At 41.1% G+C, this 22288-nt stretch carries 20 protein-coding genes, 2 tRNA genes and 2 rRNA genes; 13 read left to right on the plus strand and 11 right to left on the minus strand.

Features of this window, described 5'->3' with window-relative positions; genetic code table 11:
* Positions 1 to 157 precede the first annotated feature (157 nt).
* The 10 genes from PTET_RS00190 (at position 158) to PTET_RS00235 (ending at position 9930) form a co-directional block, all read left to right on the plus strand.
* Positions 158 to 3044 (plus strand): 23S ribosomal RNA (locus PTET_RS00190).
* A 134-nt stretch (positions 3045 to 3178) separates the two neighbouring features.
* A 5S ribosomal RNA gene (gene rrf, locus PTET_RS00195) occupies positions 3179 to 3293 on the plus strand.
* Between the two features lie 565 nt (positions 3294 to 3858).
* Positions 3859 to 4791, plus strand: coding sequence for a hypothetical protein (locus PTET_RS00200; RefSeq protein WP_010392530.1), 933 nt, complete (start codon positions 3859 to 3861; stop codon positions 4789 to 4791).
* A 25-nt stretch (positions 4792 to 4816) separates the two neighbouring features.
* Positions 4817 to 5716, plus strand: a complete 900-nt coding sequence (locus PTET_RS00205; RefSeq protein WP_096038056.1) for a DUF350 domain-containing protein — start codon at positions 4817 to 4819, stop codon at positions 5714 to 5716.
* A gap of 4 nt (positions 5717 to 5720) precedes the next feature.
* Complete coding sequence (locus PTET_RS00210; RefSeq protein ID WP_016900245.1) at positions 5721 to 7442, plus strand: polyamine aminopropyltransferase; 1722 nt, start codon at positions 5721 to 5723, stop codon at positions 7440 to 7442.
* 80 nt (positions 7443 to 7522) lie between these two features.
* Complete coding sequence (locus tag PTET_RS00215) at positions 7523 to 7936, plus strand: YjfI family protein (protein WP_004335098.1); 414 nt, start codon at positions 7523 to 7525, stop codon at positions 7934 to 7936.
* 24 nt (positions 7937 to 7960) lie between these two features.
* Positions 7961 to 8653 carry a PspA/IM30 family protein gene (locus tag PTET_RS00220; protein ID WP_008113282.1) on the plus strand — a complete coding sequence of 231 codons (693 nt, stop codon included), beginning with the start codon at positions 7961 to 7963 and terminating at the stop codon, positions 8651 to 8653.
* Between the two features lie 71 nt (positions 8654 to 8724).
* Positions 8725 to 9363, plus strand: a complete 639-nt coding sequence (locus tag PTET_RS00225; RefSeq protein ID WP_013463680.1) for a hypothetical protein — start codon at positions 8725 to 8727, stop codon at positions 9361 to 9363.
* The gene (locus PTET_RS00230; protein WP_008113280.1) at positions 9360 to 9680 is read left to right on the plus strand and encodes a hypothetical protein; all 321 of its coding nucleotides are present in this window, start codon (positions 9360 to 9362) and stop codon (positions 9678 to 9680) included. Before PTET_RS00225 ends, PTET_RS00230 begins: the two co-directional genes overlap by 4 nt.
* A gap of 64 nt (positions 9681 to 9744) precedes the next feature.
* Positions 9745 to 9930 (plus strand): hypothetical protein, encoded by a 186-nt coding sequence (locus PTET_RS00235; RefSeq protein WP_008113278.1) that lies wholly within the window; start codon positions 9745 to 9747, stop codon positions 9928 to 9930.
* Positions 9931 to 9945: 15 nt separating this feature from the next.
* Here PTET_RS00235 and PTET_RS00240 read toward each other — a convergent pair whose 3' ends face one another.
* The 4 genes from PTET_RS00240 to PTET_RS00255 form a co-directional block, all read right to left on the minus strand.
* Complete coding sequence (locus PTET_RS00240; RefSeq protein WP_008113277.1) at positions 9946 to 10347, minus strand: hypothetical protein; 402 nt, start codon at positions 10345 to 10347, stop codon at positions 9946 to 9948.
* 10 nt (positions 10348 to 10357) lie between these two features.
* A complete protein-coding gene (locus PTET_RS00245; protein WP_171046546.1) occupies positions 10358 to 10876 on the minus strand; it encodes a hypothetical protein in 519 nt (172 codons plus the stop codon).
* A 107-nt stretch (positions 10877 to 10983) separates the two neighbouring features.
* The gene (locus tag PTET_RS00250) at positions 10984 to 12363 is read right to left on the minus strand and encodes a class II fumarate hydratase (RefSeq protein WP_096038057.1); all 1380 of its coding nucleotides are present in this window, start codon (positions 12361 to 12363) and stop codon (positions 10984 to 10986) included.
* 216 nt (positions 12364 to 12579) lie between these two features.
* Entirely contained in the window at positions 12580 to 12765 is a 186-nt protein-coding gene (locus tag PTET_RS00255; RefSeq protein ID WP_028834888.1) for a hypothetical protein, read from the minus strand.
* 193 nt (positions 12766 to 12958) lie between these two features.
* Between PTET_RS00255 and PTET_RS00260 the strand changes: the two genes are divergently transcribed.
* Positions 12959 to 13549, plus strand: coding sequence for a DUF938 domain-containing protein (locus tag PTET_RS00260; RefSeq protein ID WP_058153963.1), 591 nt, complete (start codon positions 12959 to 12961; stop codon positions 13547 to 13549).
* On the opposite strand, the gene PTET_RS00265 is transcribed toward PTET_RS00260, so the two are convergent.
* From PTET_RS00265 to PTET_RS00275, 3 genes are all read right to left on the minus strand, one after another.
* Entirely contained in the window at positions 13526 to 14665 is a 1140-nt protein-coding gene (locus PTET_RS00265) for a GNAT family N-acetyltransferase (RefSeq protein ID WP_096038058.1), read from the minus strand. The genes PTET_RS00260 and PTET_RS00265 overlap by 24 nt on opposite strands.
* Positions 14666 to 14756: 91 nt before the next feature.
* Entirely contained in the window at positions 14757 to 17483 is a 2727-nt protein-coding gene (locus tag PTET_RS00270) for a CHASE domain-containing protein (RefSeq protein WP_096038059.1), read from the minus strand.
* Between the two features lie 73 nt (positions 17484 to 17556).
* On the minus strand, positions 17557 to 18012 hold the full coding sequence (locus PTET_RS00275) for an Lrp/AsnC family transcriptional regulator (protein ID WP_013463689.1): 456 nt from the start codon (positions 18010 to 18012) through the stop codon (positions 17557 to 17559).
* 136 nt (positions 18013 to 18148) lie between these two features.
* On the opposite strand from PTET_RS00275, the gene PTET_RS00280 reads away from it, so the two are divergent.
* Positions 18149 to 19318 (plus strand): PrnB family protein, encoded by a 1170-nt coding sequence (locus PTET_RS00280; protein WP_028834884.1) that lies wholly within the window; start codon positions 18149 to 18151, stop codon positions 19316 to 19318.
* A gap of 1 nt (position 19319) precedes the next feature.
* Positions 19320 to 20444, plus strand: a complete 1125-nt coding sequence (locus PTET_RS00285; RefSeq protein WP_058153966.1) for an aminotransferase class V-fold PLP-dependent enzyme — start codon at positions 19320 to 19322, stop codon at positions 20442 to 20444.
* On the opposite strand, the gene PTET_RS00290 is transcribed toward PTET_RS00285, so the two are convergent.
* The 4 genes from PTET_RS00290 to PTET_RS19000 form a co-directional block, all read right to left on the minus strand.
* Positions 20428 to 20916, minus strand: a complete 489-nt coding sequence (locus PTET_RS00290) for a DUF4124 domain-containing protein (protein ID WP_013463692.1) — start codon at positions 20914 to 20916, stop codon at positions 20428 to 20430. The two genes, PTET_RS00285 and PTET_RS00290, sit on opposite strands and share 17 nt — an antisense overlap.
* Positions 20917 to 21459: 543 nt before the next feature.
* Positions 21460 to 21552: transfer RNA gene (locus tag PTET_RS00295), tRNA-Ser, on the minus strand.
* Between the two features lie 53 nt (positions 21553 to 21605).
* A tRNA-Ser gene (locus tag PTET_RS00300) sits at positions 21606 to 21696 on the minus strand.
* 226 nt (positions 21697 to 21922) lie between these two features.
* A complete protein-coding gene (locus PTET_RS19000) occupies positions 21923 to 22063 on the minus strand; it encodes a hypothetical protein (protein ID WP_008113257.1) in 141 nt (46 codons plus the stop codon).
* Positions 22064 to 22288: the final 225 nt, after the last annotated feature.

Below are 22288 nucleotides of genomic sequence, written 5' to 3' on the forward strand. Positions count from 1 at the left end.
GTACAGAGTTTTCAAAAGTAAAAAAGAATGATAGCAGTATCATTCAGTGCCATTTAATAAACGTTTAACGTTTGTTGATTGGTATCTACTTTAGTATTCAATATTAACTTCTGGCGAAGTTAAACTGTCACAAAACAAAGACCCGTTTGGGTTGTATGGTTAAGTGACTAAGCGTACACGGTGGATGCCTTGGCAGTTGGAGGCGATGAAGGACGTATTAACTTGCGATAAGCCTAGTCAAGCTAGTAAAAAGCACTTGAGACTAGGATTTCCGAATGGGGAAACCCACCTGCTTGCAGGTATCGTTAACTGAATACATAGGTTAACGAGGCGAACGCGGAGAACTGAAACATCTAAGTACCCGTAGGAAAAGAAATCAACCGAGATTCCGATAGTAGCGGCGAGCGAAATCGGAACAGCCCTTAAGCTTATTATGTGTTAATGGAAGGCTCTGGAAAGTGCCACGATACAGGGTGATAGTCCCGTACATGAAAATGCATTTTAAGTGAAATCGAGTAGGTCGGAGCACGTGAAACTTTGACTGAATATAGGTGGACCATCATCTAAGGCTAAATACTCCCAACTGACCGATAGTGAACCAGTACCGTGAGGGAAAGGCGAAAAGAACCCCTGTGAGGGGAGTGAAATAGAACCTGAAACCGTGTACGTACAAGCAGTAGGAGCCCACTTGTTGGGTGACTGCGTACCTTTTGTATAATGGGTCAGCGACTTATATTTTGTAGCGAGGTTAACCGATTAGGGTAGCCGTAGGGAAACCGAGTCTTAACTGGGCGAATAGTTGCAAGGTATAGACCCGAAACCCGGTGATCTAGCCATGGGCAGGTTGAAGGTTGAGTAACATCAACTGGAGGACCGAACCCACTAACGTTGAAAAGTTAGGGGATGACCTGTGGTTAGGAGTGAAAGGCTAATCAAACCGGGAGATAGCTGGTTCTCCCCGAAATCTATTTAGGTAGAGCCTCGGACGAATACTTACGGGGGTAGAGCACTGTTAAGGCTAGGGGGTCATCCCGACTTACCAACCCTTTGCAAACTCCGAATACCGTAAAGTAATATCCGGGAGACACACGGCGGGTGCTAACGTCCGTCGTGAAGAGGGAAACAACCCAGACCGCCAGCTAAGGTCCCAAAGTCATAGTTAAGTGGGAAACGATGTGGAAAGGCCCAGACAGCCAGGAGGTTGGCTTAGAAGCAGCCATCCTTTAAAGAAAGCGTAATAGCTCACTGGTCGAGTCGGTCTGCGCGGAAGATGTAACGGGGCTAAACTATGCACCGAAGCTGCGGATTCAAAATTTATTTTGAGTGGTAGGGGAGCGTTCTGTAAGCGGTTGAAGGTGTACCGGGAGGTATGCTGGACGTATCAGAAGTGCGAATGCTGACATGAGTAACGATAATGCGGGTGAAAAACCCGCACGCCGGAAGACCAAGGGTTCCTATCCCATGTTAATCAGGGTAGGGTAAGTCGACCCCTAAGGCGAGGCCGAAAGGCGTAGTCGATGGGAAACGGATTAATATTTCCGTACTTGGTATAATTGCGATGGGGGGACGGAGCAGGCTAAGCAAGCATGGCGATGGTAGTCCATGTGAAAGTGTGTAGGCTAGCGACTTAGGTAAATCCGGGTTGCTGTTAGGCTGAGACACGAGACGAGTCACCAAGGTGATGAAGTTGCTGATGCCATACTTCCAGGAAAAGCCTCTAAGCTTCAGATTATACCGAATCGTACCCCAAACCGACACAGGTGGTCAGGTAGAGAATACTAAGGCGCTTGAGAGAACTCGGGTGAAGGAACTAGGCAAAATCGTACCGTAACTTCGGGAGAAGGTACGCTCCGATTGGTGATGAGACTTGCTCTTTAAGCTGATTGGAGCCGCAGTGACCAGGTGGCTGGGACTGTTTATTAAAAACACAGCACTGTGCAAAATCGCAAGATGACGTATACGGTGTGACACCTGCCCGGTGCCGGAAGGTTAATTGATGGGGTTATCTTCGGAGAAGCTCTTGATCGAAGCCCCGGTAAACGGCGGCCGTAACTATAACGGTCCTAAGGTAGCGAAATTCCTTGTCGGGTAAGTTCCGACCTGCACGAATGGTGTAACCATGGCCACGCTGTCTCCACCCGAGACTCAGTGAAATTGAAATCGCAGTGAAGATGCTGTGTACCCGCGGCTAGACGGAAAGACCCCGTGAACCTTTACTACAGCTTGGCACTGAACATTGAACCTACATGTGTAGGATAGGTGGGAGACTTAGAAGCAGAGACGCTAGTTTTTGTGGAGTCGTCCTTGAAATACCACCCTTGTAGTTTTGATGTTCTAACGTTGGCCCCTGAATCGGGGTTACGGACAGTGCCTGGTGGGTAGTTTGACTGGGGCGGTCTCCTCCCAAAGAGTAACGGAGGAGCACGAAGGTTGGCTAAGTACGGTCGGACATCGTACGGTTAGTGTAATGGTAGAAGCCAGCTTAACTGCGAGACAGACACGTCGAGCAGGTACGAAAGTAGGTCATAGTGATCCGGTGGTTCTGAATGGAAGGGCCATCGCTCAACGGATAAAAGGTACTCCGGGGATAACAGGCTGATACCGCCCAAGAGTTCATATCGACGGCGGTGTTTGGCACCTCGATGTCGGCTCATCACATCCTGGGGCTGAAGTCGGTCCCAAGGGTATGGCTGTTCGCCATTTAAAGTGGTACGCGAGCTGGGTTTAGAACGTCGTGAGACAGTTCGGTCCCTATCTGCCGTGGGCGTTTGAGAATTGAGAGGGGTTGCTCCTAGTACGAGAGGACCGGAGTGAACGAACCGCTGGTGTTCGGGTTGTCATGCCAATGGCATTGCCCGGTAGCTACGTTCGGAACTGATAAGCGCTGAAAGCATCTAAGCGCGAAGCAGGCCTCGAGATGAGTTCTCACTAGACTTTTAAAGTCTCTGAAGGGCCGTTGAAGACTACAACGTTGATAGGCAAGATGTGGAAGTGGTGTGAGCCATTAAGCTAACTTGTACTAATTACCCGTGAGGCTTAACCATACAACGCCAAACGCGTTTTATGTGATAGTTTAAGCGCAGAAGTTAATATAACTAAAGTAGATACTTGAAGACTTTTATTATCAGAAATTCCAAATTTTAGTAAGCTTGATTAAATCGAACTTACACCAAATTTGCTTGGTGACAATAGCGTTTTGGACCCACCTGACCCCATGCCGAACTCAGTAGTGAAACGAAACAGCGCCGATGATAGTGTAGCATTTGCTATGTGAAAGTAGGACATTACCAGGCTCCAAATTAAAGAAAGCCCGACTAGAAATAGCCGGGCTTTTTTACGTCTGCAGGAAAGTGAAAATGCAGGTTCGAGGTGAAAGGCACCAGTTAAAAGGAAGAAACAATACCAATTTGCTTAATTAAGCGGTCTATTTTGAGGTAGGAAAAACGGGTTGATAGCTAGGCAAAAAATTCGCTATTTAGTTGTTCTAAATGAGAGTTTTTTAACACAGATAGCGACACGTTTAGCCCCGCAAAATGATTGAGTATTATTGCGGATTGGTATAATAGCCAAAAGCCACCTTCATGCCTTCATTATGACTCTCCACGCCGTTCTGCCACGACATGCTACTGCGCTGTCGCTAAGAAGTAGGACAGTTACTCTAAAGACAAGTCAGTGTTAAGCCCTCAGTTATAAGTTTTGAAGTATTATCATCAGCATTCTCCCTTTACTGATCTCAGTTATTCTCCTTGCACCTTTAAACTAGTCCCTAAATTATCATCTTGTTGCAATTTCATTGTTGGTTTAATAACTGTCCTGTGTAAAACTATCTAGGATAATTTAGTAAATCAGGTGACATGAATGTCGAATATAAAAGCTTGGAAACTTCTCAGCCTGTTTTGTTTGTTTACAGCACTGATTGGTTGTCAATCTAAAGAAGAACAGCTACAACAAACAATTCAAGAGTCCATTAAAAAGGCCGATGTCGAGCTTACTCAGCTTGGTAAAGCACTTGATAATGGTAGTATACGTAATGCGATTATTCTTAAAGAATACAGTCGTATCCTTAAACAACAGCAACCTGAACTCAGTAAGGTTGTTGATGTAGTTAGCCTTGATGCCACACGCCAGGGAGCCCTTTATAGTGGTTTAACCCAGCGCCTTGATGACATTAAGGGGAATTACTTAATTCCTCCTTACGAAGACACTTTATACAATATTGATTTATTGCGTGAAGCCGCCAAGCCAACGTTATTTTCTGATGCCTTAACCGATCCTATTAATATGCTTGCGGATATGTCGAATGGTTCTTTGGCACGAGTTGGTGCTATAAGCCAAAAAGCTGAAGGCGAAGGGGTCGGTAACCAAATGGTAGGTAATCCTAACTATGGTAATTGGCAAACGAATAGTAGCGGTATTAGCTTTTGGCAATGGTACGGCATGTACCGTATTTTGGGTGATGTATTTGACCGAGTTGAATACGGAAGTTGGAGTAAACGCCGTAAGTATAGTTACTACAATGACTATGGTCGTACTCGTTACTCAAGCCCTAAACAAATAAAAACCCAAAGTGCATTAGAAACACGTACACGACAATCTTACCAACGCCAAGGCAAGCAGTTCACTAGTCCTTATGCGAGTAAAAAAACAGGTGCATCAGGTTTGAGTCGCAGCAGTTATACGCCGCCTAAAAGTCGCAGCAGTTACTCAAGAGCGAGTAGTTATAGCAATAATTCAGGGTCGGTTCGTAATAGCAGTAGCAGAACCTCGCGCGGCGTAAGTCGTGGTAAGTAAAGAATAACGTTGGAGTTAGAATAATATGTATGAATTTAATGGAATAACTATGTGGTCTTTGCAAGCACTGTCTGTGGACTTTGCAATTATCATCTTACTGTTTGTGAGCTTAAAGTATATTAAAGGTTGGGTATCTAATTTACACGCCAATGATGAAATTACCGAGCGCGATAACTTTGCATTTGGAATAAGCTTTGCCGCTGGTTTGGTAGCACTTGCGATTGTGTTAACGGGCGTGAGTAGTGGTGCGTTTGCTGCTACGTTACAAAAAGAAGCTCTGTTAATGCTTGGCTATGGTGCATTAGCAATTCTGCTTATAAAGCTGGGTCACTTTTTTCAAGATAAAGTGGCGCTGCGTAAAGTGAGCTTACATAACGAAATAGTCAAAGGTAACGTTACTGCGTCAATTATTGATTTTGGCCATGTAGTAAGTGTTGCAGTGGTTATCCGCTCAGCCCTATTGTGGGTTGCTACTGAAGGTTGGCATGGCATTCCTATTGTTATTGCTGCGTTTGTAATTGGTAGTGTGGTATTGCTGTTAGTAAGCCAATATCGCGTGCAGTTATTTAAGCGCACCAATAAAAGTGGCGACTGCCTACAACAGGCTATTATTGATGGTAATTTAGCAGTAGGTGTTCGTTATGCAGGCTTTTTAATTGGTAGTGCATTAGCCATTACTGCTGCAACAGGCATTGCTCTTTATGCTGCTGACAATATTAATGCGAGTTTACTTTACTGGGCGCTAAGCGCCGTTGTTTGTTTGGTTGCTTTCATTTTACTGCACTTACTGACGATTAAAATCATTCTTGCTGGCTGTAATATTTCAGATGAAGTGAATCGTCAAAAGAATGTGGGTGTTGCCGCTATTTCTGCAGCTGTGTCATTTGCTGTCGGGATCACTATGGCCACACTACTGGGTGCATAATCACGTGTCATCAACTCAAGCTTCCCCAAGTAAATTTAATTTACTTGGGCATGATATTTTACTGATCACTGTTATGGCCGTACTCGCAGGATGCGGCCTTATTTATGAATACTTACTTTCTCATTATGCTGGCCGAGTACTCGGCTCAGTTGAGAGTGCAATTTACGCCATGATAGGCACTATGATTGTAGCTATGGGGATGGGTGCATTTTTAGCGCGTTGGTTTAAAGATGCCTTCACCGCATTTGCTTGGCTAGAGAGTATTATTGCGCTCATAGGTATGGGCTGTATATTAGCCATTGCCAGCATTATTGCCGTGAGTTATTCACTCCCTCATTTATTCTCAAGTATTTTTAATATTCCACCTGACGTTATTCTTAATGGTTACGTGTTTCAAAAGCTGCAAGAGTGGTCTCGCTTTTTACCTTATGTATTTGGCTTAATATTAGGGCTATTTATTGGTATGGAAATACCGCTTATTGCGCGTATTCGCCAGCATGTTTATGGGCGTTTTTTAGAAAATAACGCCGGCACTATATATGGGGCTGACTATATTGGCGCTGGTATTGGCGCGGCAATTTGGGTGAGCATTATGCTCGCGATGCCAATAATGCAAGCCGCCGCTTGGACAGCGCTATTTAACATTATTGCCGGACTTGCCTTTTTATGGCGTTACCATAGCTATGTACGCTTTGCTAAGTTGCTATTGGTTTGCCATATATTACTGCTGGTGTTATTCGCTTTTATTTTGCAGTTTGGTAGTAGCTGGATGGATAACCTAAGTAACGTACTATACAAAGATAAAGTTATTTACTCTCAGGCGACTAAGTATCAACATGTGGTGCTAACAGAGCGTTTAAGTAAAAATCAGCCTCAGCCAATTACTGATCTATATTTAAATGGTCGTTTGCAGTTCTCTAGTGTAGATGAGCAAATATATCACTCAATGCTTGTTTATCCTGCAATGCTCGCATCTAATCGTCATGACCGTGTTTTGATTATTGGTGGCGGTGACGGATTAGCCATGCGTGATGTATTAAAGTGGCCAGTCAAAGAAGTCACACTAATTGATTTAGATGGCCAGCTACTGAATTTATTTGGCCATGAAGACGATAAATTCACACCGCCAGAAGAGATTAAACAGCGGTTGGTAGCACTCAATAATGAATCGATGCATGACCCGCGAGCAAATATTATTGTGGGCGATGCATTTTTAGAAGTCGAAAAGCTACTGGATCAGTCAAAGCAGTTCGATACTATTTTAATTGATTTGCCAGACCCTAATCACCCTGATCTTAATAAGATGTACAGCGATTACTTTTATAATCATGTACGCCAATTATTAGCGCCTGATGGTGCTATGGCGGTACAGTCAACATCGCCTTATCATGCGAAAAAGGCATTTTTAAGTATTGCTAAAACGGTGAAAGCCGCAGGTTTTGATTATGTAGAGCAATATCAGCAAAACATTCCTTCGTTTGGTCAATGGGGATGGACTATTGCGACTAAAATGGGGCAATCACCTAGTGCCCGTATTAGCAATATAACTGATATGCCAGTGCCATCTCGGTGGATTAGTAAAAAATATTTATTAGCGAGTTTTGCATTTCCTAATAACTATTTTGAACAAGTGAACGATATTGAAGTCAATAGGTTAGGTTCTGGTCGCTTGTATGATTACTACCGAGCAGCTTGGCAAATAGAAAGTGAATTGTATAAAAATTAATAAAACATGGTTGACATAATATGTCTGCCGTGCGAATCTTAACTCAGACATAATATGTCAAACGACGAAAAGGCAGAGACATGGAATTAAATGAACTTTCAATAAAATTAGCGTCTTTTGAAACCGAGGGTGCTAACTTTGAGTCTTTCTTGATTGCCAATCCAGGTGAGCAAGATGTTTTACAAGTCATTGTTGATGGAAATGACGAGCTTCCAATTTTTGTTACTCAAACACAAGAGCAATTACTATGTATTAGCTACTTGTTTGACGAAGATGAAGTAAAAAGTGAATTACGCAACGAGTTAAACGAAACACTACTGCGTTTAAACGTGCCAATTCCACTGAGTGCATTTGCTAAGATCGATAATAAATACGCGATTTTTGGTGCACTGTCGGTAAATTCATCTCTAGATGATGTTACCCACGAACTAGTGACATTAGCTGATAACGCTATAGATGCACTAGAAGCCGTGACCTTATATTTAAACGATTAGTAGCTAGTTAGTGGAGTTAAGATTATGAGTATTTTAAAAAAATTATTTACAGCAGTACGTGGCGGCGCACGTGAAGCAGGCGAAGCAATTGTTGATGCCAATGGTATTCGTATTTTTGAGCAAGAAATTGCTGATGCACAAAATGCGTTACACCGTGCTAAAAAAAGCCTAACAGAAGTGATGGCTAAAGAAATGCAAACTAAGCGTAAAATTAGCGCAGTAGATGCATCAATTGCTGAGCATGAAGCTTATGCAGGTCAAGCCCTTGAAAAAGGGAATGAAGCATTAGCATTAGAAATTGCAGAAAAAATTGGTGACTTTGAAGCTGAGAAAGCTGAGCACGAGCAAGTGTTAGCGGGCTTTAGTAATCACATAGTGACTTTGAAGCAGCAAGTAAAAGATGCTGAAAAATCAATTAAGGAAAATCAGCGTCAGCTTACTATGGTTAAAACCACAGAAAGCGTTCAGCAAGCGACAATGGCTGTAAACAGCACGCTTAATACTAATAATTCATCAATGACATCGGCGCGTCAGTCGCTTGAGCGTATTAAGCAACGCCAACAAGACCGTACTGATCAATTAGGTGCTGCAAAGTCTCTAGAAGCAGATGTTAATGGCGACGATTTAAAAGCTAAAATGGCTGAAGCAGGTATTGGTGATACGAATCCAAAAAGTGCTGATATTTTAGCGCGCATTAAAGCGAAGCAAAATAGCTAACATTTAGAACCATATCAAAAAGGTAACCGAGTTTCGCTCCGTTACCTTTTTTGCTTACAGAGGCACCTTATATGTTTAATTTTTTCAAATCTAAAAAAAAGCCAGAACGTCAGCTTAATCATGCGAGTGACCTTAAAAAAGGCGACATGTTTACTGTCATTGATTCGTTTGCTTATCCTTCATGGCTTAAAGGTCAAACGTTGCGCGTTATTGATGTGCAAACGTATCAGTACCAACACAGCAGTGATACTGAATTTGTACTTGAAACTAACACTGGCCAAGTGGTGTTTTTACAAATAGAGCAAAATGATGGTGAACAGTGGGCAAACTTCTCTATAAAAATTCAGCGTGATGAAGTTGAAGAGATCTTTGGTCTTGATGAATTTGCGCGTATTTTTGATGAAGAGTCATTAACACATATCACGGTACAAAATACCCCTGAGCGTTTTATGCAATTTTTAGCGAAAAGCTATCAACAAAGTGAATCGCCTTATGTATGTTATTTTCATAATAAAGACTTTCGTGGCCAAACGCTGCCTCGCTATGAGCAAGAAGGTGGTGAACCCTGTGAAATGATTTGCTTAGCCTCTCCTGATGAAGGGCATAGCGTTAATATAGAGATTTGGGAGGGAGGTGAAACAGAAGTCTCACTGACGTTAACTCGCCCAATTAGCGATATTGTTGATTTGTTTCCTGGAGATGCCCAGTGAGTGATGCTAAAGACAAGTGGTTGCGCCAAGAGCAAGCTGTGCGCGCCACGCAAATGGCATTTGATTTGAGTAGTGAGGTACAAAAGTCGATAAAAAAACAAGCTATCGATCAAGAGCTCACTCCCTCAGATATGATCCGTAAAATTTTAGGTCTTGATGTAAAGTCTAAAAAAACACGGCAACGACTATCGTTTAATTTAAATGATGACGAAATAGCGCAATTGGCTAGCCGGTTTGAAGTGGCAGTAGATGATAAAAGAGCGGTAAAGCAACAGGTAGCAGAGTTACTCATTGAGCATACAAAAAAGACTAAGTAACCCTTTTGCCTTCTTTATGTAAAATACTTACACTGGGGCTATTATTTTCTAAAAAAGTGCCGCTGTGAATATCTTATTGATTGCCTACTTACTCATGTTTGCTTTATTTGGCACGGCGGCAAGCTACTTCGTGCGTTTTATATATGCTTACTGGGTACAGAAAAAAATGCCACTGGAATACATTTTTAAGGCAGGTGTGTGTATTTTCATGGTGGTGGTTATTTCGGTGTTAATACCACTATTAGATTAACACCGAAACGAACTGCTACTGGTAGTTAACTGTTTTACATTGATTATCAATACATAAAGAGTGGACTTCTAGCACTGGTGAACAGTCTTTGAACTCAAGCATTGCATTATCTAGTTGTTCTTGCTCGGTGATTTTTTGCGCTAATTGCTCTGCTTGTTCTTGAGAGTGATTTAATGTTGAGTACACAACATACTTACTCGGCCCCCCACAGACACGCGAGCCAACACCTAACACCTTACATTGATAGCTGGCTGTGCAGCTTTTATTACTTGTAAGCTCATTAAGTTGAGTATTTAAAACAGATTCACTCGCGTTTTGAGCTTTGCTTGATGTTAGTGCACTACTGCAACCGCTAAGCAGCATAGTCATAACAACACAGGTAGCTGATAGCTTAATTACGGATGACAAACAACTCATAATCTAATCCTTAAAATACACTTACCGCAGAGCCTTCAAGTTTAACACATTTATTTTCAACACACTGAGTGCTTGGCGCAGTTAAATGTTGGCAAATACTCATCATACCTTTTTGCGCATTATAGGTACTTTCCAATTGAGTGATAGTATCGCTTAGGGCTGAAACCTGCTCTTGGGGTGCGCTTTGTGTAGAGTACACAATGTAATCACTTGGTCCACCACAGGCACGGCTACCAACAGCACTGACTTTACACTGTGAACTAGTTGAACATTGTTTATCTGCTATGAGGTTATTTAATTTATTTTTTGCTGTTTTAATATCATCAAGCGACACTTCTTTTGCAGCATCAACCGGTAGTTGCTGTGCTATTTTATTTTGCTTATTTTCTTGTGGTAGTTTTTGTTGTGGTATCGGCGTAGACGTGTTTTCTACCGCATTGGTTTTAGTTTGCTCAGTTTCATTTGAGGTGGTTTCTAAGCAAGCTGTTAAGCAAAGCGGTAGCAGTAGAGCGAGTAATGGAGTACGCATAATCGTTCCTGATAGTGATGAATTATTCATCACTATCATACACGGTGCATCCATTACGGCAATAAAAACTCTACTATCAATATATTAAAGCGCCATTAATGGCGCTTTTACATTAACCCACCTTGGGTTAATTTAGCTGGATTGAGTAATGCCTCTAATTCTGAGCGAGATAGGTCAGTCTCTTGCTCGGCGATATCAATAATTGGCTTTGCTTGCTGGTAAGCTTGTTTGGCAATTTTTGCTGCTTTTTCATAGCCAATAACTGGGTTGAGTGCAGTAACTAAAATAGGATTTTTAGTCAGCGCTTTATCAATCTGTGCTTGATTAACTTTAAAGCTAGCAATGGCTTTATCCGCTAGTGCTTGCGCACTGTTAGCAAGTATCTCTGTACTTTGCAGGATATTATAAGCAATCACGGGTAGCATTACGTTAAGCTCAAAGTTGCCAGCTTGGCCTGCTACGGTAATTGTGGCGTCGTTACCGATTACTTGCGCACTAGCCATTGCAGCGGCTTCTGGGATCACCGGGTTCACTTTGCCAGGCATAATGGATGAACCAGGCTGCAATGCTTCAAGCTCTATTTCACCAAGTCCCGCAAGCGGCCCTGAATTCATCCAACGTAGATCGTTGGCTATTTTCATTTGCGCAACGGCATAGACTTTCAGCTGCCCTGATAAAGCCACAATGGCATCTTGCGAGCCAATATTATAAAAAAAGTTATCACTGGGGATAAAGTTAATCCCTACTTTTTCACTTAGCTGTTTGGCAAATAGCGTAGCAAATTGTGGATCGGCATTAATACCGGTGCCGACCGCTGTTCCCCCCTGAGCCAGCTCACAAACACGTATTAGTGCATGCTCAATACCGCTGGCTGCGTGCTTTACCTGCGATTGCCATGCGCTGAGTGTTTGCTCAAAGGTCACTGGCATTGCATCCATTAAATGAGTGCGCCCAGTTTTAACTATATGACCGATGTCTGCTTTTTTCTGCTCTAAGGCGTCGGCTAAGTTTGCTAGTGCTGGCAGTAATTTTTTATCAACACTGATAGCACTGCTTAAGGCGATTGCAGTGGGAATAACATCATTCGAGCTTTGTCCCATATTCACATCGTCGTTAGGGTGAATAGGTTGATTAGCATGTTTTGAAGCCAAACTTGCAATAACTTCGTTGGCATTCATATTTGAGCTGGTACCTGATCCCGTTTGAAAAATATCAACAGGGAAATGCTCATAATGTTTACCATCAATAATTTCTTGGCAGGCATGCTCGATTGCATTTGCTTTCGTTTTATCTAAATGGCCCAGCTTTAAATTGGTTAATGCTGCGGCTTGTTTTATATACGCTAAAGCAATAATAAATTGCTGTGGCATGGTGAGGTTGCTAATCGTAAAGTTATTAATGGCGCGTTGGGTTTGTGCTTTATAAAGTGCGTTAGCGGGTACGTCGAGTGTGCCCATGCTATCTGATTCTGTTCTAAAGTTACTCATTAGTACTCCTAAAAAAGAGAATATATGACATTAAACTACGCTATATAAAAAGATATGGTGCTGTTATTGCTATTTACAACGGTATAGTTAAAAAGTAGGGGGCGTCAAGGCAAGTTAACAAGTGGGATTAAAACTAAAAAGTCGACTTAAACGGATTTTAAGTCGACTTAAATAATGTATTTATATAAACGGCCAGTTATAAGGCTAAACAGAGTTTTAATTGTAGCCAAGAATAAATATTTGGTCTGTTTCATGTTTTTTTTGTGCCTTTTGAGTGTGTTTTACATGAGAAAGTAAGTCGATAACCGTTGCTCTACAATCTGTTTCATGACTCGTTTTATCTAGGCTTTTATCGGTAATTGCCATTACAGCGTCTACGGCGGTATAGGGTGAAATATACATAATGTTATCCTTTTGTCGTTTAGTACTCATTAAGTGAGTAATTTAATAAAAGCATATAGCGTACCAGCTCGGTAAATATAATTTAACGTATTGAAATTAAAATTATTTTATTATTTTGGTTAATTTACTCACGACAGAATAGCTGAAATTTGTTTTACTATTGTGCATTCATTTGCAATTTAGGTGCATCAGTATGACCAAACCGTTTTCACAAGCCTGCGAAAATAATAAAAATCATATACTTAAGGCTTTGCAGCCTGCATTGCAAAATGCAGGGTCGGTACTTGAGATAGGCTCGGGGACGGGTCAGCATAGCGTTTTCTTTGCCAAAAAATTGCCACATTTACAATGGTATACCAGTGATCGAGAGGTTAATCATCAAGGAATAAAGTTATGGCATGATGAGGTGCAACTGGCAAACTTGCATCCGCCTTTATTACTTGACCTAAACGATCCTTGGCCAGTAAATAAAGTGGATGCGATATATACTGCTAACACTTTTCACATAGTGAGCTGGGAGTTAATTACGCGTTTTTTTGCTGGAGTAAATCAGCACTTAAACCAGCAAGGGGTGGTGTGTGTATATGGCCCTTTCAAATATAAAGGGGAGTTTACCAGCCCCAGTAATAATGAATTTAACAGTTTATTGCAAAGTCGCGATCCACTTAGTGGTATTCGTGATTTCGAAGCGGTTGAGCAACTTGCAGTGCAATCTGGGCTTAAGTTACTTAGCGATACTGCGATGCCTGCAAATAATCAGTTACTCATTTTTAAACGGCAATAAAGAGCTGCATTGTTGTTTGTAAATGTCGATATGTTGGCATTCGCGTTCTAAGTAATCTGCAATAGCATGATTAAAATCGGGGTGAACAATGTGATGGGCAGAGTAAGTGGTTATCGGTTGGAAACCGCGTGCTATTTTATGCTCACCCTGAGCACCGGCATTAAAACAGTGAATATTATGCTTAATCGCATATTCAATGCCTTGGTAGTAACACAGCTCAAAGTGAAGAGAATCAATCTCTTCGCTTGCTCCCCAATAACGCCCATAAAGGGTATTGTCACCAATTAAACTTAATGTGGCGGCAATCACTTTATGGTCTTTTTTGGCTAGCATAATGAGCAATTTTTCAGCCATTAAGGCGTGTAGCAAGCTAAAAAAATCGCTGTTTAAGTAGCCTAAATGGCCTGAACGTTTTAAATAAGTACGTTGATAAAACTCACAAAAAAGCTGCATCACTGTTGTGGTGATTTGCTCACCTTGCAGCCATTCAATGGTGATATTTTGCTGTGTTATTTTAGCGCGTTCTTTTTTTACTGCTTTGCGCTTACGGGCATTAAAGGTTTTTAAAAAATCATCAAAGTCTTTAAATTCATTATTAAACCACTGAAACTGTACCCCGGTTCTCAGCATGGCACCTGTATCATTTAGCTGTGAGGCTTGTGCTTTATCGCAAAAGTTTATATGCCAGCCTGACCAGGCTTGTTTTGCGCAGTGGGTATTAAGTTGCTCTGTTATATACTCATACACTAGCTTTGGATTGCTATGCATAATACCTATTCTTTGTCCCTCAATCGGGCTAAAAGGAATACCGCACAGCCATTTAGGGTAATAATCTAAGCCATTTTTTTCATAAGCTTCAGCCCATGCCCAGTCAAATACATATTCACCGTAGGAGTGCGCTTTTAAGTAGCCAGGGGCAAGCGCAATGAGTTTATCGTCTTCATAAACGGCTAAGTGATGGGGCTGCCAACCTGTTTTTGCGCTTACACATTGGCTTTGTTCAAGTGCGTATAAAAAAGCGTGTTGAGTAAAAGGATCATCGCCAAAAAAATAATGCCATTGTGTTGCGTCAATTTGGTTGATGCTATTAAACCATTGATGTGAAAAGTGGCTCATAATGCTTTGCCTACTATTTTTTAAGTGGGTTGCTGATTAATTTTGGTAATAGTGCGACAGCCATATTTGGTTTTCTGTTTTCGATAAATCTTTATGGTTTATCTGGCGCAATATATTGAGATAGGCACTGTATAAGCTTATCGAGTTCGAGAGGTTTTGCAAGATGTTCGTTAAAACCAATTGCTAAGGCATTGGCTTTATCTTCAGGCATTACATCAGCAGTTAAGGCAATAATTGGTAATTGCTCAGTACTTTTAATTTGACGTATCAAGGCGGTGGCTTGGTAACCGTCCATAATCGGCATTTGGCAATCCATTAATACTAAATTGAAGTCATTTATTTTAACTTGTTCTACTGCTAATTCGCCATTTTCAACCAGTGTTGGTGTAATCCCTAAAGAGCTAAGCATTGCTTTTATGACTAATTGATTGACGCTGTTATCTTCTGCAACCAGTATTTTTAGTTTACTTAAGTCAACATGCTGGTGTATGTGCTTTGCCGTTACTTGTTGCGCTGCACATGTATTTAACTCGACAGACAGAGTAAAAGTAGAGCCCTTACCTGGCTCGCTTTGTACGCTGATATCTCCAGACATTAATAAGCTAAGTTCTTTTGCGATTGCCAAACCAAGCCCTGTGCCACCAAATTTACGTGATGTTGAGCTATCGGCTTGGGTGAACGCATCAAATAACTTACTTTGCTCTGATGGCGCAATACCGATACCCGAATCCTTAATAGTCAAGGTAATTTGACGACGTCTATCGGTGATCTCTTTGCTGTATGCGCTAACACTTACTTCACCTTCATAGGTAAACTTAATGGCGTTACTACATAGGTTTAATAAAATTTGCTCAATTCGCATAACATCACCTTCAAACCAAATATCGGTTGGTAATTGGTTATCAACTTTCCAGTGAATGCCTTTTTGTTCTGCGCTTTGCTCGAACATACTACTGATCCGAGCAAGAAGCGCATTTAAATCAAAAGGAGCGACTTCTAAGGTGAGCTTTTGTGATTCAATTTTAGAGATATCGAGTACATCATTGATTAAACTTAACAATGATTTAGACGCTAAATTAATTTTATTTAGATAACCGGTGAGGGTTTCAGCGCTATCTTCACTTTTAGCTAGAGTTGAAAAGCCAATCACAGCGTTAAGTGGGGTGCGAATTTCATGGCTCATATTTGCTAAAAATCGGCTTTTAGCCTGATTTGCTAAATCAGATTGCTGTTTAGCTTTAACCAGCGAGCGTGTGCGCTCTGCTACCAAGCGTGAGAGTGCAAGGTGCTGGTTATTAAATAACAGTAATATCAGTAAAATGAGTGAGCTGACAATGACCTGTAAAATAAGCAAAAAGAGTGTCATGTTATTAGTTTGATGCGGTAGAAATTCATCTTTAATGGTTAAATCAACCAGCCATGTTTGCCCTGCAAAATTAATCGTGATGGTTGTCAGTTTATTGCTTTTGGTCGGTATATTTTCGGCGTTTGAATAAAATGGATTGGTAGTATTAGCTTCATAAATAGCGATATTAAACATCTTATTTTGTGCTTGGGTAATCGACTGAGCAAGTATGTTTTTTACTAAAAATACACCTGTTGCGTAGCCTTTAATTGAGGCAACTTCGTTATTTTGTTGATACACAGGAGCAAATAATAAATACGCAGGTTCAGGTTGTTTTGCTTGAACTAACTGAATTATTTTAGTGCCCACAGGGCGATTTTTAATGCGTTGGTCGAGTAAAGTCTCACGGCGATCTTTACGAGAATTGAGATTAAAACCTATGGCAGATTGGTTTTCTGCAAAAGGAGCAATATAGGTAATAACCACCAATGGATCGTTGTTTGATAATGGCGCCCCTTTAATGCTCGGATCAAAGCTGTATGCAGTATAAACTTCATTGAGCTGTTTGTTAAAGTCACTGACCTGAGCCTGGTTAATTTTCCGGTTCCATGAAAATGCTTTAATAAATGAATGCTCAGCCAATAGTTGAGCACTGTAGCTATCAAACTCTTGCTTGCTTAAAGTCGGTGTTGATTGTATTTGGCTTGCAAGGCTTTGTACGGTTATTTGGCTGAGGTTTAAATTGCTCAGCAAACTGTTTTCAATAATAGATGTTTCGCGCTTAGCTATTTGTATCGCATTTGAATACGTCTCTTGGTTGTATAGCTTAGTGGTTAAAGCTACAGAGATAAATAACACCGAGCACACTGCAATAGTAGGTAATGGGGTAACATCATGGCGTTTAAATTTTGGTTGTAATAACGCCAATAAAAAGGGAGTTGCGATCAGTACGCCAAGAGAGTCACCAAGCCACCAAAAAGTAACGTTGTTCCAATGATTATCAATGCTGTAAGCAGGGTTAAACTGACTTAAAGCATAGACGCCAATATTGGCCGATATTAGGCTGACGACAATACCGACGACAAAAATAAAATAAATAATAGATTGGCGTTGTTTTAAATACAACGGATGGCCTAGCCAGTACTTTAAAAGAGCAGCGCCAATCATGCCTTGTAGCACGGCGCCTAAACCGATTAGCAGTACTTGTTGTAGTGTATTACCAATTAAAACCTGATCAGTGATTGGGTTATCACCGGTACTTAAATTAAAGGCGACAGAGGCAATAAATAATGCTGGGATAAAACGCCACCACCAGATAAAACAGCCAACTAGGGCAATACCTGCAGGGAGCCAGATAGGGATGACTTGTGATTGAAAGGCAAAATTAGTCAATAACTTACCAGTTGCAAAATACGCAACCGCAAATGATATGTAAAAAACAAAAGAACTGGATGTTGAACGAAAAATATTCACATGCATCCTTGTTAAATATTATTTTTATAGTGATATTTCAGTATAGCGAATCGGCACTAAATAGTATTATTTTTTAAAGTGGTAGCTGCTTTTTACTAAATGATTGTTTGAGTACTACCGTTGACTCTATATTGGCGATGCAGCTTAAGCTCCCCAGCTGGTGCTTTACAAACTGCTCATAGCTTTCTAAATCCTGAGAAATAATTTTCAGTAAATAATCGTGGCTACCTGAGATCACAGAGCACTCAAGTACATGGGCTAGCTTTTCTACATGCTGCTCAAATTGCTGTGCCGCACTCACCGAGTTTTGACTTAGTCGCACAAAGGCATAAACCAGCACATTAAGGTTGAGCGACTTAGGGTTAATGGCAGCGTGATAGCCCGTAATTACATGTTCCTGCTCAAGCTTTTTGATACGCCTAAGAGTTGGGGTGTCTGATAGGTTAATGGTATTGGCTAATTCAGAAACCGACATGCGGGCATGCGATTGTAAGGCAACCAGTAACTGCTGATCTTTTTTATCTAACATGACTATGGGATCTTATTAATTATTTTAATGTTGTTAGTGATTATTGCTAACTAAAGGTGTTTTTACTATTTTTTTTGGCGTTTTACCCTCAGGGGTTTTTGTTAGCATCAAAACATAATAATAACAGGGTGTAGTTATGAGTTCTTTTACTGCTAAGTTTGACCGTTGGATAAGATCAGAGTTTGTAAGCTTAAACTCGCAATTAGAACAGCTTTATTGGCAGCAAACCGATAAGGCTAATGTTGAGGGGATTGGTGATAGCTTAAAGCTGGCACTAAAGGAGCAAGGCAATGCGCTGATCAGCGATTTATTGGCCGAAGGCAATACCGACGAAGGATTTGATAGCGCATTCGACTTGCTTGGTAATGTTGGTTTGTTTATGGCTGCTTGTCGCAGGCATGAGATCACAGAGCCGAGCAGAGAAACAACCTCACCATTAGTTGAAGCATCGGCGCTTGCTATGCATATTGGTGCCTCTATAGGTGTAACGCCTCGTTTTGCTACCGCGCATCTAACCACGCATAATAAAGCCATTAATGGCACCTATAAGCGTTTTACAAATCTTGATGATGAAGCCCTTTTTTTAGATTACAACACCCAAGGTATTTTAGCGTATAAGCGCGCAAGCGATGCTTTACTAAAAACATTACCTTTGGGTATTTCTCACCCCGTTACAGCCGAACTACTTGAGGTGGTTAAAACGGCATTAATGGATGTAATAGCGTCGAATAACGCCTTATACACTCAGCTAGACACCGAACGTTTTTTTAATTGTGTACGTCCATATTACAAGCCTTACAGGGTAGGTAAAGAGGTTTACCGTGGTGCAAATGCGGGAGACTTTGCCGGTATTAATGTTATTGATATGCTGCTAGGGCTTTGCAGTGCCAATGAGCCGAGTTACTCGCAAATGCTGGTGGATAAATTTTTATATATGATGCCAGAGGATCAACAAATACTTCGTGAAGCCATGCGTATGCAAAGCCTAATGGATGATTTTTTAGAGGCCGAACAATATAAAAATACAGACTGGTTTCAAAAGCACGGCAAACTATTTATTCAAGTGTGTAAATTACATGGCGACACCGCTATCGGTCATCATAATCAGCTGGTGGAAAAGTTTATTGCTCAGCCATCACAGCACATGCAACAACAGCATATGAGTAAAGTAACCGCCAGTGGACCTCCTCTACCGGTACTGCTCGATTCATTAGCTAAGTTAAGAGATAGGCGTGCCGCGGCAAAGCGTGACGACATAAATACGCGCTTTGATGATTTAAACACGCTAAAACAGTGGATTAATTAATATGGCTAAAAATGATTTTTGTATGCCACAGGGTTGTTATTTATTAAGCCACTCTGTTGGCCGCCCATTAAAAACGAGCTTAGAAAATGCCACTGAACATTTTTTTACTCCTTGGCATGAAAGTGTAAAAGAGCCATGGCAACAGTGGTTACCCGCTATTGAAAGATTTACTGAGGTATTAGGGCAGCTGTTTAATGCGCCTTGTGAGCAATTTTGTCCTCAGGTTAATTTATCCAGTGGTTTAACTAAATTGGTTATGTCACACCCCGTATTTAATAAACCACAGTGTACGGTATTAATGGCGCAGGCTGACTTTCCCAGTATGGGGTTTGTAATGCAAAAAGCACTGCCTGAATGTGCAAAAATACGCTACATCCCTGAGCATGAAGACTTGAGTGATAGACAGGTATGGCAGCGATATTTAACTTCAGAGATTGATGGGGTCTTTGTTAGCCATGTTTATTCTAATACGGGTGTGCAAGCTCCCATAAACGATATTGTGGCGCTGAGTAAAGTCACGAATACACTCTCAATAATTGATGTGGCGCAATCGGCAGGGGTTATCCCTGTCGATCTAACGGCGTTAAATGCTGACTTTATGATTGGTTCAAGTGTGAAGTGGCTATGCGGAGGGCCTGGTGCGGCCTATTTATGGGTAAATCCAAAGCAAATAACACAATGTGAGCCAAAAGATGTTGGCTGGTTTTCACATCAAAACCCATTCGAGTTTGATATTTCGCATTTTCAATATAACGCTAAAACACTTAGATTTTGGGGCGGTACGCCCTCGGTACTTCCTTTTATCATTGCCGCTCATAGTATTGAATATATTGTTGAATTTGGCGTTGAACAAGTGAGATCGCACAACTTGATGTTACTTGAGTTAATTCAGCAGCAATTGGGCGCTTTTTTAATGTCACCTAGCGCTAAAGAGCAATGTAGTGGCACCGCTATTTTGCAGTTTTCTGAGCATCAGCAAAGTGTATTAACAGCATTAGAGACTGCAAAAATAAGTGTTGATGTGCGTAAACTCGGCATCCGTGTTTCACCTCACATATATAATACAAAGTCAGAGATACAAACATTTATTGATGTTGTGAAGCACATACTTAAGGTTGCTGACTAAGCTGCTGTTTTTTTTGAGTGAGTGCTTCTATTTGTTGTTGTGCTTGCTTGATTTGTGGGTCAAATCGCTGCTTAAGTGCCGCCGTTTCAGTGGTAATGGCATTCGCAATTGAGCTGGCCCCTAAGCGATTTGCTTTATCTTGGGTCATGTAATCGATTTGCTGTTTTTTTTGTGCGTATTCTTGTTGGTATTGTTTAATCTTAAGCTCAAGCTGCACAATATCACGCTCTATTTGTTGCACCGCTAGATAATCGTCAACAGAAGTATCGGCAACAGGCGTGTTTTCAGATTGTGGCGTATTTGTTTGCATGATGTTGACGTTTCTAAGCGTGATCACTTGAGCGTCTTCAGCGCAAGGAGTTTGACTAAAAGTAGGCACTCCTTTAATGGTACATTTATAAACCGTCACTTCATTTGCCATGCTAGCAGCACAGGCACCCAAACAACACAGTAGTAATATTAGCTTTGCCATGGTTAAACCTAAGCTGGTTTAAAGTACCATTTATAATGCACTAAGTTGTGACACCATACAATTTGTTTAATTTATTAGCATACGCTCGCGACTGCGTAATACAAAGTGCAAATTAATAGAGGCTATTAAAATTTAGGCACAAAAAACTACAATTAAGTGGCTTGTAATCAGTAATGGTGGAGAGGGAGGGATAGACTTACTTACATCCCTGTAATTAATCGCTGCGCGACGCTTGCAGCGGCCTAAAATGTTCCAGACATTTTATCGAACCCTGTCGAGAGTGCTCACCCTCCCTATTTCTTAACGGAGTTAAAATTTAGGCATAAAAAAACCACAATTAAGTGGCTTGTAATCAGTAATGGTGGAGAGGGAGGGATAGACTTACTTACATCCCTGTAATTAATCGCTGCGCGACGCTTGCAGCGGCCTAAACTGTTCCCGACACTTTATCGAACCCTGTCGAGGGTTCTCACCCTCCCAATTAGCAGCAAAGCTTATTTTTGGGCACAAAAAAACCACAATTAAGTGGCTTATATTCAGTAATGGTGGAGAGGGAGGGATTCGAACCCTCGATAGAGCTACAAACTCTATACTCCCTTAGCAGGGGAGCTCCTTCGGCCACTCGGACACCTCTCCGACGCATTATTCAGCGTGTTATCAATCGGAAAAAACCAATTAATACAAATAAGTGGTGGAGAGATAGGGATTTGAACCCTAGAGGGGCTATAAACCCCTGCCGGTTTTCAAGACCGGTGCATTCGACCACTCTGCCATCTCTCCACGTCGTGATGCAGGATAATACTTAGGTGAGTTGCCTGTGTAAATAGCAAAAAGATCGTTTGCTTAAAAAGTGAGCGTAAATGCGGTTTTTTTTGTAAATTATGAAAATTAAAGATGATTTTTAGCTATGAGGAGGGAGCTGGCAGCAAACAGATGGAGCTAAAGAAGAAACTTCATTTAGTGGTTGGGTGTTTGCTGCAACAATACAAAAATCATGGTTGGGTGATTATTTGTATTGAATTGCACCGCCAAGTGCTAATTTTTTTCCGTAACGGTTAAGTTTAGCTAACATTCTCGCTTTGCGATTAGTTGGTTTAACTGCAACGTGAGTTGTGGCTGTTTGGTTTAATGTATTAATTGGGTTCATTGTATTCGCTCCAAGGTTGTGTCTGTTGAAAACGTGTGCATTTTGCCCGTAGGTTGGTTAAAAATAAAGCGATAAAAATTGCTGGTGAAGTATTAGTTTTTTTAATCTGAAAGTGTTTTTTTGATTTGCTATTTAATGGCATTTTTTTTGATTTTGTATATTTATTCATTATAGTCGTGTGCTATATCACTTTTATACGGGGTTTTTTCAGTTTTTTTAATTTTA

Source organism: Pseudoalteromonas tetraodonis, assembly GCF_002310835.1.
GTDB classification, from domain to species: Bacteria; Pseudomonadota; Gammaproteobacteria; order Enterobacterales; family Alteromonadaceae; genus Pseudoalteromonas; species Pseudoalteromonas tetraodonis.